This window comes from Mycobacterium sp. DL (genome assembly GCF_039729195.1).
Lineage (GTDB): Bacteria > Actinomycetota > Actinomycetes > Mycobacteriales > Mycobacteriaceae > Mycobacterium > Mycobacterium hippocampi_A.
Window position 1 is genome coordinate 5,490,037 of sequence record NZ_CP155796.1, and the last position, 11,529, is coordinate 5,501,565.

General features: G+C 65.8%; 12 protein-coding genes. 8 read left to right on the top strand and 4 right to left on the bottom strand.

Annotated elements, in window-relative coordinates; genetic code table 11:
• Positions 1 to 9 precede the first annotated feature (9 nt).
• Positions 10 to 387, bottom strand: coding sequence for an OB-fold domain-containing protein (locus ABDC78_RS26330; protein ID WP_218620253.1), 378 nt, complete (start codon positions 385 to 387; stop codon positions 10 to 12).
• On the opposite strand from ABDC78_RS26330, the gene ABDC78_RS26335 reads away from it, so the two are divergent.
• Positions 305 to 487 (top strand): hypothetical protein, encoded by a 183-nt coding sequence (locus ABDC78_RS26335; protein ID WP_218620303.1) that lies wholly within the window; start codon positions 305 to 307, stop codon positions 485 to 487. The genes ABDC78_RS26330 and ABDC78_RS26335 overlap by 83 nt on opposite strands.
• 57 nt (positions 488 to 544) lie before the next feature.
• Here the strand turns inward: ABDC78_RS26335 and ABDC78_RS26340 are convergent, their stop codons facing one another.
• Positions 545 to 1,261, bottom strand: coding sequence for an enoyl-CoA hydratase/isomerase family protein (locus ABDC78_RS26340; protein WP_178357025.1), 717 nt, complete (start codon positions 1,259 to 1,261; stop codon positions 545 to 547).
• 80 nt (positions 1,262 to 1,341) lie between these two features.
• Here ABDC78_RS26340 and ABDC78_RS26345 point away from each other — a divergent pair, with 80 nt between their 5' ends.
• The 6 genes from ABDC78_RS26345 (at position 1,342) to ABDC78_RS26370 (ending at position 8,025) form a co-directional block, all read left to right on the top strand.
• Positions 1,342 to 2,898 carry an AMP-binding protein gene (locus ABDC78_RS26345; protein ID WP_178357024.1) on the top strand — a complete coding sequence of 519 codons (1,557 nt, stop codon included), beginning with the start codon at positions 1,342 to 1,344 and terminating at the stop codon, positions 2,896 to 2,898.
• 67 nt (positions 2,899 to 2,965) lie between these two features.
• Positions 2,966 to 4,156: an amidohydrolase family protein gene (locus ABDC78_RS26350; RefSeq protein ID WP_178357023.1), complete on the top strand. Its 1,191-nt coding sequence runs from the start codon at positions 2,966 to 2,968 to the stop codon at positions 4,154 to 4,156.
• The gene (locus ABDC78_RS26355; protein WP_178357022.1) at positions 4,153 to 5,619 is read left to right on the top strand and encodes a FadD3 family acyl-CoA ligase; all 1,467 of its coding nucleotides are present in this window, start codon (positions 4,153 to 4,155) and stop codon (positions 5,617 to 5,619) included. The genes ABDC78_RS26350 and ABDC78_RS26355 overlap by 4 nt, the downstream gene beginning before the upstream one ends.
• A 150-nt stretch (positions 5,620 to 5,769) precedes the next feature.
• Positions 5,770 to 6,663 carry a hypothetical protein gene (locus ABDC78_RS26360; protein WP_178357021.1) on the top strand — a complete coding sequence of 298 codons (894 nt, stop codon included), beginning with the start codon at positions 5,770 to 5,772 and terminating at the stop codon, positions 6,661 to 6,663.
• On the top strand, positions 6,660 to 7,355 hold the full coding sequence (locus ABDC78_RS26365; protein WP_178357020.1) for a hypothetical protein: 696 nt from the start codon (positions 6,660 to 6,662) through the stop codon (positions 7,353 to 7,355). Before ABDC78_RS26360 ends, ABDC78_RS26365 begins: the two co-directional genes overlap by 4 nt.
• 10 nt (positions 7,356 to 7,365) lie before the next feature.
• Positions 7,366 to 8,025, top strand: a complete 660-nt coding sequence (locus ABDC78_RS26370; protein WP_178357019.1) for a 2-C-methyl-D-erythritol 4-phosphate cytidylyltransferase — start codon at positions 7,366 to 7,368, stop codon at positions 8,023 to 8,025.
• Here ABDC78_RS26370 and ABDC78_RS26375 read toward each other — a convergent pair.
• Both ABDC78_RS26375 and ABDC78_RS26380 read right to left on the bottom strand, forming a co-directional pair.
• Positions 8,009 to 8,710, bottom strand: coding sequence for an IspD/TarI family cytidylyltransferase (locus tag ABDC78_RS26375; protein WP_178357018.1), 702 nt, complete (start codon positions 8,708 to 8,710; stop codon positions 8,009 to 8,011). The two genes, ABDC78_RS26370 and ABDC78_RS26375, sit on opposite strands and share 17 nt — an antisense overlap.
• An 81-nt stretch (positions 8,711 to 8,791) precedes the next feature.
• Complete coding sequence (locus ABDC78_RS26380) at positions 8,792 to 10,057, bottom strand: MFS transporter (RefSeq protein WP_178357017.1); 1,266 nt, start codon at positions 10,055 to 10,057, stop codon at positions 8,792 to 8,794.
• 333 nt (positions 10,058 to 10,390) lie between these two features.
• On the opposite strand from ABDC78_RS26380, the gene ABDC78_RS26385 reads away from it, so the two are divergent.
• The gene (locus ABDC78_RS26385; protein WP_178357016.1) at positions 10,391 to 11,131 is read left to right on the top strand and encodes a MerR family transcriptional regulator; all 741 of its coding nucleotides are present in this window, start codon (positions 10,391 to 10,393) and stop codon (positions 11,129 to 11,131) included.
• Positions 11,132 to 11,529: the final 398 nt, after the last annotated feature.

Genomic DNA, 11,529 nt, shown 5'->3' on the forward strand with positions numbered 1-11,529 from the left:
TTCAGTCCCTTAGCTGCTGACCGGCTGGAATGCGAAGGTGACGACCTCCACCGGGTTGTCGGAATCGTCGGTGTCGGTGGTGAACGGGATCATCGTCAACTCGACGGTCTGACCGAACTCCAGCTTCGCCGGGTCGTTTTCGGTGAGCCGTCCCTCGACCCGGATCACGTCATCGAGCTGCACCAGCCCGACGCCGAAAGGCACAAATTCCTTGCCTGTGGGCCCCGCGTACGGTGCGCCGGGCGGAAACCCCTGCGTGGTCCATGCGACCAACGTCCCGGTGCGGGGGAGGAGGAGCTCGGACATGGATCCCGAACTGCATCGCGGACAGCGCTGCTGTACGGGGAAGGTGGCAGCGCTGCAGCTGTCACACTTGCTGCCGATCAGCTGCGGATCGTCCGCGGGCCAGGTGGATATTTCGGGCGCGAGTGCCCGCTGCGATGTCGACACGACGTTGACGATAATCGGAAATGACGTTCTCGTCTAGAGAGAATCATGGGGACAGACGGTGTCGGCGCGTTCCGCCGTGCGGCGATTGGTGGGCCTATCTGGCGCGGTTCATCACCTTGTCCGCCGCAGCCCAGTGTTCGTCGGACACCCAGAGTCGGGCGAAGGCCGCAACGGCCTCGGTTGTCGGAACTCCGCGCATCACGCGTTTGACCTCGCCGGCCGGAGCGGCGGCCAGCGACCGTCCGATGGTGCGCCACTGCTCGCCGAAGGATGCGCGGGGAAACACCTGGTCGATCAGTCCGATCCGCTCGGCCTCGGCAGCCTCGACGATGCGCCCGGTGCCGGCCAGTAGCAATGCCCTGCTGTAGCCGACCAGGCTCACCAATCGTTCGGCGCCGCCCCACGCCGGCATGATCGCGAGGGCGACCTGGTTGAACCCGATCTTGATGTCGTCGGAAGCGACCCGGATGTCGGCGGCGACTGCAAATTCGGCACCGCCGCCCAGTGCGTGGCCGTTGAGTGCTGCCACCACCGGAGCGGGGAAGCCGGCGATGCGGTCGCAGATCGATCTCATCCGGAAGGCCATCGCGGCCGCCTGCGCCTCGGTGCGCAACGCACTGAGCTCCTTGAGGTCGCCACCCGAGACGAAGGCGCGATCGCCCGCCCCGGTCAGCACCAGCGCGGCCGCCCCGTCGGCGCCGTCGAGGGCCGTCTCGAGCTGGTCCATCGTCTCCAGCGAGATCGCATTGCGCGCCTGCGGCCGGTCGATGGTGATGACCGCCAAACCGTCGTCGATTTCGAGGTCGACCATCAGCCGTTCTCCATTCTCGGTATTGGCATTCTCGTGGGCGGAGAATAGCATCGCCTTCCGAACGGGAGGTGGCGCCAGACATGCGGAGAATCCCTGCTGAGCTGATAGATCTCTACCAGCAAGAGGGTTGGTGGACCCAGGAGACCCTCGGGGATCTCCTCGCGCAGGGACTGAAGGACAACCCGGATGTCGGCTTCCACGTGCATTCCGAGGTGCGGCCCTATGCCGGCACCTTCGGTGACGTCGAACGCGACGCACGGCGGTTGGCGGCAGGCCTGTGGTCCCGGGGTGTCCGCCCCGGCGACGTCGTCGCGATCCAACTGCCCAACTGGCGCGAGGCCGCGATCACGTTCTGGGCGTCATCCTTCCTCGGGGCGGTGATCGTGCCGATCGTCCACTTCTACGGCCGCAGCGAGCTCACCCACATCCTGGGCAACGCGCGGCCCAAGGTCTTCATCACCGCTGCGGAGTTCGGCCGGATGCAACACCAGCCCGATCTGTGCGCGGACGTCCCGATCGTCGGGCTCGTCGGCACCGAGAGCTTTGACGAACTGCTCGACGACGAACCGTTCGCCGGCACCGTCGGGACCGACCCGGGCGGCCCCGCGCTGATCGCGTTCACCTCGGGCACCACACGCGCGCCCAAGGGTGTCATCCACAGCCACCAGACGCTGTCCTGTGAAACGCGCCAACTGCTCGCGAACTATCCGCCCGACCGCGGCCGGCAGCTCACGGCCACGCCGGTCGGGCACTTCATCGGAATGGTCGGGGCCTTCCTCATCCCTGTGCTCGAGGGCGCCCCGATCGATCTGGTCGATGTCTGGGATCCGCAGAAGGTCCTCGCCTTGATGAAGTCCGACGGCATGTCCATCGGTGGGGGGCCGCCGTACTTCGTGACCAGCCTGCTCGACCACCCCGACTGCACCGAAGAGCACCAACGGCTGTTCACCACGGTGGGTCTCGGCGGATCCACCGTGCCCGCAGCGGTGACCCGGAGGCTGGCCGACCTGGGCATGTTCGTCTTCCGGTCCTACGGCAGCACCGAGCATCCGTCGATCACCGGCTCGGGTCCGCAGGCGCCGGAGGACAAGCGCCTCTACACCGACGGCAATCCGCGCCCCGGCGTCGAGGTCAGGATCGCCGACGACGGTGAGATCCTGTCGCGTGGGCCCGATCTGTGCCTGGGATATACCGACGACGAGCTGACCGCCGTCGCATTCGACGACGACGGCTGGTACCGCACGGGTGATGTGGGCGTGCTCGATGACGACGGGTACCTGACGATCACCGACCGCAAGGCCGACGTGATCATCCGCGGCGGGGAGAACATCAGTGCGCTCGAGGTCGAGGAAGTGCTGCTGGCCATGCCGGCGGTCGCCGAGGCCGTCGTCGTCGCGGCACCCGACGAGCGTCTCGGAGAGCGGACCGCCGCGGTTCTGCGCATCCGGGCCGGGCAGGTGATGCCGACGGTCGACGACGTACGCGAGCACTTCGCTCACGCCGGCGTCGCACGGCAGAAGTGGCCCGAAGAGCTGCATCAGGTCGACGACTACCCGAGGACGGCCAGCGGCAAGGTCCAGAAGTACGCCGTTCGCCGGCTCGTGGCGGATGAAGGGCGGCGGGCCCGCTCCGGTTAGCCCACCCGCTCATTGCGGTCGAACGCTTATGAGAATAAGATTCTCCCAAGACGATAAGGAGAATTTCATGGGTCAACTTTCGCACCGGGTCGACATCCCGTTTCCGCTGTTCGATGCGGACAACCATCTCTACGAGCCGCCCGAGGCGCTGACGAAGTTCCTCCCCAAGGAGTACAAGGACGTCGTCCAGTACGTAGAGATCAACGGCCGTACCAAGATCGCGTTGCGTGGCCAGATCAGCAACTACATCCCGAACCCCACCTTCTCCGTGGTCGCCAAGCCGGGCGCCTGGGAGGAGTACTTCAAGTTCGGCAACCCCGACGGCAAGAGCAAGCGTGAACTGTTCGGCGAGCCGATGAAGGCGATCCCGGCGTTCTTCGAGCCCGCTCCCCGCCTCGAGAAGATGGACGAGTTGGGTCTCGACCGCACGCTGATGTTCCCGACGCTGGCCAGCCTGATCGAGGAGCGCCTCAGCGACGACCCGGTGGCCATCCACGTCATCGTGCACGCGCTCAACGAGTGGCTGGACGAGGTGTGGGGCTTCAACTACAAGAACCGCATCTTCACCACCCCGGTCATCACCCTGCCCATCGTGGAGAAGGCGATCGAGGAGCTGGAATGGGCGGTCAAGCGCGGCGCCCGCGCCATCCTGATCCGTCCCGCACCGGTTCCCGGATTCCGCGGCCCGCGTTCGTTCGCGCTGCCCGAGTTCGACCCGTTCTGGCAGAAGTGCGTCGAGTACGACATCTTCGTCGGAATGCACTCCAGCGACAGCGGTTACTCGCGCTACACCTCGGAATGGGACGGTGGCGCCCAGGAGATGCTGCCCTTCCAGACCAACGCGATGGGCATCCTCAACGAGTGGCGTCCGATCCAGGACGCGGTCGCTTCCTGGGTGATCCACGGCGCGCTGTTCCGGTTCCCGACGCTGAAGGTCGGAATCGTCGAAGCGGGATCGAAGTGGATGTTCCCGCTGCTGGACTCGATGGCCGAGGTCTGGAAGAAGGCGCCTGAGGCCTTCCTGGGCAACCCGATGGAAGAGATCAAGAACCGCATCTACGTCAGCCCCTTCTACGAAGAGGGCATCGACGATCTGATCAACCTGATCGGCGTCGACCAGGTGCTCTACGGCTCCGATTGGCCGCACCCTGAGGGACTGGCGGAGCCCACGCACTACGTGACCGCGCTCGAGCATCTTGCCCTCGAAGATCAGGCGAAGATCATGGGTGGCAACCTGGGGCGCCTCGTCACGACGTGACTTACCAGCCTCGTTGGGAGACCCTCCCTGAATTGGTCACCAGCGCGGCGGACCGGTTCGGCGACGCAGAAGCAGTCGTCGACGGTCCGCTGCGCCTGACCTTCGCCGATCTGGTGAGCCGGATCGGCTGCGCCGCAGGCGCGTTCGCCGACCTGGGAATCGCCAAGGGCGAGCGGGTCGCCGTGTGGGCGCCCAACAGCGCCGAATGGATCATCGCTGCGTTCGGTCTGATCACCGCCGGCGGGGTGTTGGTGCCCGTCAACACGAGGTTCAAGACCGACGAGGCGGCCGACATCATCAGCCGCAGCGGGGCCAAGGCCGTGCTGGTCCAGCAGGGCTTCCTCGGTGTGGAACACACTGCGCCGGCGGGCGTGCCGGTGATCGACCTGAAGTCCGACTTCCTCTCCAGCGGAACCCCGTTCAGTCGTCCCGTCCAGGGCGCCGACATCTCCGACATCATCTTCACCTCGGGCACGACCGGGCGCCCCAAGGGTGTGATGATGAATCACCTGCAGAATCTGCGTCTGTACGAGGAGTGGTGCGACCTGGCGGACCTGCGCCAGGGTGACCGCTACCTGATGGTCAACCCCTTCTTCCACACCTTCGGCTACAAAGCCGGCCTGATCGCGTCGTTCATCCGGGGTGCGACGATGCTGCCGGTACCGGTGTTCGATGTCGACCGTGTTGTGGAACTCATTGCAGCAGAGCGGGTCACGATGTTGCCGGGGCCGCCCACGCTGTACCACTCGCTGCTCGCCGTCGAGGACAAGGCCGCGTTGGCCACGCTTCGCGCGGGTGTCACCGGCGCCGCCGACATCCCCGTCGAACTCGTGCGACGGGTGCACGAGGAGTTGCCGTTCCAGACCTTGGCGACGGGGTACGGCCTCACCGAGGCGGGCACGGTGACGTTGTCGCGGCCGGGGGACTCGTTCACCGACATCGCGACCACCGCCGGGGTGGCCTGCGACGGCGTCGAGATGCGCATCGCCGAGGACGGCGAGGTGTTGGTCCGCGGTTACACCGTGATGCAGGGGTACCTCGACGACCCGGCCGCCACGGCCGAGGCGATCGACCCCGAAGGGTGGCTGCACACCGGTGATCTCGGCACCGTCGACGACGCCGGTCGCCTGCGAATCGTGGGACGCAAGAAGGACATGTACATCGTCGGGGGTTTCAACGCCTATCCCGCCGAGATCGAGGGCTTCCTCCTCGAGCACCCGGCGGTCGCGCAGGCCGCCGTGATCGGGGTAGCTGACGACCGGATGGGTCAGGTGGGCAAGGCGTTCATCGTGGCCAAGCCGACGGGCGACGGCGGCACTCTGACCGCCGAGGAACTCATCGCGTGGAGTCGCGACCGAATGGCCGGTTTCAAGGTGCCTCGGTATGTAGAGTTCCTCGACGAGTTGCCGTTGAACGCCACCGGCAAGGTGATGAAGGACAAGTTGCAGGACCATCGCCGCTGAGCGTTCGCACAGCGTGCGAACAGCATTTCCGCAGACAAGGCCTTGGTCCGGACCTGTGAAGCAGGGGTATCGTGAAGTCGATACGCAAAAAAGAAGAATGACGTTCTCATAGCGCTCATGCGTATGGACGCAGCAGACAAGGAGGTCCGTGTGCCGTCTTTCAGGCGCCGCGATTCGGTGATCGACGCCGACCTCGTCGATCAGCCGCCGCAGGACACAGACCGCGCGCCGAACGGGGACGACGCTCGTGCTTTGGCCGACGAGGCGGAAGCCGAGGCCGTCGAGGCGGAGGCGCTTGCTGCGGCAGCCCGCGCGCGGGCGCGCGCGATCCGGCTTCGCCGCGAGGCTCAGCAGTCGGCCGGGGCCGAGAAGCCGGCCGTCGCGGTCGACGCCGAGGTGGTCGACACGAAGGTGGCCGACGCCGGCACAGAGGTGGCCGACACCGAGACCGCGAGCGAGGACGCCGAGCTCTACGACGATGCGGTGCTCGACGAATCCGACACCGCCACTACCGACGGCGAATCCGACGCCTCCCGGTCACGGTGGCGTCGGCTGCCGCGCCCGAGCTGGAAGGGTATCGCCGCCGCCGTGGTCGTCGTGTGCACGCTGGTGCTGCTGGGGCTCAGCGGTTACATGATCTGGACCCACCGCGAAGTGCAGAAACTGCAGCAGCAGACCGCCGAGTACACCGCGGCGGGTCGGCAGAGTGTCGTCACGTTGATGTCTCTCGACTTCAACGAGGCGGAGGCGGGCGTCCAGCGCATCATCGACAACTCGACGGGCCAGTTCAAAACCGACTTCGAGCAGCAGGCCGAAGATTTCATCCAGGTGGCGCAGGATTCCAGGGTCATCACCGAGGTGACGGTCAACTCCGTGGCTGTGGAGTCGATGACCGACGACAAGGCCGTTGTACTGGTCGCCGCGTCGTCGCGGGTCACCAACTCCGAAGGGGCCAACCAGGAACCGCGGACCTGGCGGCTCAGCGTGGACCTGGAACGGGTCGACGGGCAGATCAAGATGTCGAAAGTCGAGTTCGTCCCATGAGCGATGACAACAAGAAGGCCGAACCCGCCGACGTGCCCGACACCGACGCGCCCGACACCGACGTGACCGATGCCGATGTGACCGATGCCGACGGTGTTGCCGAGGAGGACTCACATCCAGAGTCCGCAGGTGACGAGCCCGGAGAGGCCGTGTCGACCGACAGCGACGTGCCCGGTGGAGACGTCCCCGGGGGTTCGCGGCGGGGAGTGGGTGGCAAGGTAGCGGCGGTCCTGCTCGCTGCGGCGCTGGTCGCCTCGGCGGGGCTGGCGGGCTGGCTGTATGTCAATCAGTACCGGCCGGACCAGCAGACCGACGCCGCGGCCTCCAAAGTCGCCCTCGACGCTGCGACCAGCGGGACGATTGCCCTGCTGTCGTATTCGCCGGAGTCCCTCGATCAGGATTTTGCGGCCGCCAAGGCTCGACTGACCGGTGAGTTTCTGTCGTACTACACACAGTTCACCGAGCAGATCGTCACTCCGGCCGCCAGGGAGAAATCGGTCAAGACCGCGGCGTCCGTCGTGCGGGCAGCGGTATCGGAGATCGAGCCGGACGCAGCTGAAGTCCTGGTGTTCATCAACCAGACGACCACGAGCCAGGAGAACCCCGACGGGGCGTTCGCCGCGAGCAGCGTCAAGGTCGGCCTGGAGAAGATCGACGGCGCCTGGCTGATCGCGTCGTTCGACCCGGTATAGCCTCAGCGCCGTGACTGTGACGGCCGTGGTGCCTCTACCGGTTGGGTACGCCGAGCGCCGCGACGCCGTATTCGCCCCGGTCGCGGGACTGTCTGCACTGGTGCGGGTGGTTCGGGCGCTCGGCGAGGTAGGTGTCGTCGTGGTTGCCGCGGCTCGGCCGCTCGCCGTGCTTGCCAGGGAAGCCCTTGTCGGACAGCGTCTTTCCGGGGTGCGAGTGGTCGAGGCGGAAGCGCCGGGTGATCGGGTGCAGTGTGTGGCTGCCGGGTTGCGGGCAGTCGACACCAACGGTCACGTGGTGGTGCACGACATCGAGTGGCCGATGGTGGGGACCGATACTCTGAAGCAGATCGTCGCGACACTGCACGACGGTTCCGTCGCGGTCCTGCCCGTCCTGCCCGTCACCGACAGCGTCAAAGCGGTCGACGCACGCGGCGTGGTGACGGCGACCGAGGAGCGCTCGGCGCTGCGCACCGTGCAGTATCCTCGCGGGTTCGCCGCCGATGTGCTGGCAATGCTGGTGCGACAAGCCGATTCGGGCTCGTTCGACGAACTCGAGGCGGCCCTGACGGCCGGAACCCCGCTCACCCTGATCGACGGTGACGACGAGGCGCTGAGCCTCGAGTTGCCCCGTGACGCAGACTATCTGGCTGCTGTCATCGCCGGTCGGTGAGAAGGCGCTGAGCGACGGCGACATCCCGCGCGTAGGTGACCTTGAGGTTGACGACCTGACCCGGGAAGGTGCGGACCTGCAGGTCGGTGTATCGCTCGACACATGACGCCGTGTCGGTGCCTTCGAATCCGTCGCGCACTGCGCTGCGATAGGCGAGCAACAGTTCGCGGGCCCGGAACGCCTGCGGTGTCTGCACCCGGACCAGAGGGCCACGGTCCGCCACGGATTCCAGACCTTCTGCACCCGCCCGTGCGAGCCCCACGATGGGCAGTGCCGGTAGCGCCCCACCGAATTCGCGAGCGACCGCGATCGCGGTCCGGAACATCGCCGGGCCGGCCAGCGGTCGTGCGGCATCGTGGATGGCGACCACGTCAACCGCCCCCGACTCGATGTCGGGGGCCAGGTACTGCAGCACATTGAACTCCGAGGCGTGCCTGGTGTCGCCCCCCTCGACCAGTTCCACTCGTACGGAGGGCAATTCGCGCTCGACGCTGTCCCGAGCGACCTCGAACTCACCCTTGCGGAACACCAGGACGATCCGCCCGATGTCGGACACCGTCGAGAGGGTGTCCAGGGACCAGATCAGCATGCTGCGCCCGGACAGTGGCAGGTAGGCCTTGTTGCCGTCGGCGCCCACCCGGGTGCCCAGTCCGGCCGCCAACACCACGCCGACCGACATTCCCATGGGCGAACAGTATCGCGAGGGCGGGTCATGACAGGCCGGCGCTGCTCGCCGGACGGACGTGAGCGCTGCGCGGTATCCGGCTCAGCGTTCGAGCTCTCCCAAGCCCTCCAGCAGGATCCGGTCGTTCTCCAGGCGCAGCAGCTTGCGCGTCTTGTGTCTGGTGATCAGGATTCCGACGACCGCAAGGGCCCAGACCGCGTATTGCAGGGTCCACGCGAGCCGGAAGGATTCGAACGACATGCCGCCTGCTGCTTGCAGCACCAATCCCATCGCCTGCATCAGCAGCAGCGACGCGATGAACCCACCCATGTTCACCATGCCCTGTGCAGTGCCCAGCGTGGCGCTGGGATTGAAGGTGCGCGCGAAGTCGAAGCCGACCATCGAACCCGGCCCGCCGACCGAGATCACCACGATCAGCACGACGAGCAGCCACAGCGGTGCTCTGTGGGGAAGCGCCAGGATCACCGTCCACACCAGCGCGTTGCTGGCGATGATGGCCAGAACCAGACGGGAGCGCCGATGTGGGTGGCGTCCTGTGAAGATGCCGACCAGCACGCCGGAGGAGATCGCGGCGACGACGGACACGGTCAGCAGGGTTCCGGCCACTCCGGGCGAGAGTCCCTGCGCGACGGTCAGATAGGGCAACCCCCACATCAACGCGAACACCGTGACCGAGAACTGGGTGCCCATGTGCGTGAAGAACCCCAGCCGGGTGCCCGGCCGCAACCACACCGTCTTGACGCTGGTCAACGTTTCGCGGACGGACATCGCCTCTTCGGTGACCGCGGCACCGTCGGGGCTGTTCTTGACGACCAGCAGGACCAACACGATCGACAGCACACCCAGTGCCGCCACCGATGCGTAGGCGACCGACCAACCCGAGGCGGACAGCACCGCGAGGAACGGCACCGCTGAGAGCACCTGCCCGAGTTGTCCGCAGATCCCGGTCAATTGCGTCACCAGGGGAACCCGATGCGCATCGAACCAAAGGGGCACGAGCCGAAGCACCGAGATGAACGTCACGGCGTCGCCCAAACCGACGACCGCGCGCGCGGCGAGGGCTGCGGGCAGCGATTCGGTGAACGCCAGTACGAGTTGCCCTGAGGCCATCAGCGCCGCGCCCGACACGATCAGGGCCTTGGACCCGAATCGGTCGAGCAGCAATCCTGCGGGCACCTGGGCGCCGGCGTACACGACGACCTGCAGGACGACAAAAGTCGACAGCAGGGTCGGCCCGGCACTGAAGCGGTCGGCCGCGGCCAGGCCCGAGACACCCAGCGTGGTGCGGTCCAGAACGGCCACGATGTACGCCAGAAGCCCGGTGGCCCACACGATCCACGGACGCACGCGAAGCCTCTCGTACTTTGTCTTAATGTCCTGCGACTGCAGGGGGCACCTCAATGATCTCGCACCGCGGCGTTCTGCCGCCAATTCATATCGGTGGTCGGCCTCATCGTCGAGTTGAACCACGGCGCACCCAAAGTTGGCTGAAATCGAACGACGCCGTAGATCTTTTGATTCACCATCCTGAATCTTCGCTGATAGATCTATTGATAGTGGTGTCCTCCGACCAAAATGACGAGGCCCTACTATTTCGCTCAAAGTGTTGCGAATGTCGCTAGAGTGAGTTCATGCACTGTTTCGGCTTCGAGCCCGCCAGGCTCTCGCGGGGTCGCCCCCGTGGCTGAGTATCGACTGCAGGATCTGGCGCGGGTGTCCGGTGTCAGCGCCCGCAACATCCGCGCCTACCGGGAACGGGGGTTGCTCGACCCTCCCCGGCGAGTGGGGCGGTCCGCTCTCTACGACGACTACCACCTGTCCCAGCTCAACACGATCAGCGAACTGCTCGCCAAGGGCTTCACCTCGACGCACATAGCGGAGTTCTTCACCAGCATGCGCCAGGGCTCCGACCTTGCGGACATCCTGGGGTTGCAGCGGGCCATGCTGGGTCCCCGCACAAATGCGACCGATGACCGGGGGAAGCCGTTTGCGCTCGCCCCGGATTCTGAGGAGGCGCGCAAGCTGGTCCGCTACGGCTTGGCCGAGATCGTGGGCGGCAGGTTGGTGATCGTCGACGGCACCGCGGGTGACGCCTTGACCGGTTCAGCGGATCGGGTGAAGTACATCCGTGCGCTGCTGCAGTTCATCGAGGCGACCGATGATGCGCTCGACGATCTGGCGAGGGCCTATGTGACGAGCCTGACGGAATCGCAGCACATGCGCGTCAGAACCAACTACCTGTCCAGGCACGACGAAACCGACGAGTTGCGGCAAGTCGTCCAGAATCACCGGGCGCTCGGGGAGAAGGCACTGCTAGCCCGCTTCGACAAGGCTGTTCGACGATTCATGATGACCTCCGCGGCCGATTCCCCCGCCGGCCTACTGTTGGACGGAGCATGGGAGACCAAGAAGGCCGAGTGAATCGCTGCGCACCTCCACCGGGTGGAGGCCGACAGGCTCACAATGGCCGGCGTCGGCTTCGATGCCACCGGTCCTCACACCGAATTTCGGCCAGTTCGACTGAATCTACTGACAAGTAAGTTTGCACAGCAAACCTGGACACATCGCGAAAACACCTGTCAAGACACTCGCGGTCGAGTTGTCGACTCAGCGGTGCCCCGAGAACCGCGTGTTGCGAACGCAAATTATCAGATAACGATTGCGTAACAATACTGCCTTGATCAGCAGTTCTTGCTTACTCGACCGTAACCACCTGCATGCAGGACATTTGTCCCGCGAGACTTTGAGTCCTCGGGAGGCGGACGTTACGCAATCTCTGTTACCCGCGCGTAGAACTCGCCAGTAACCATTCCGGTAGC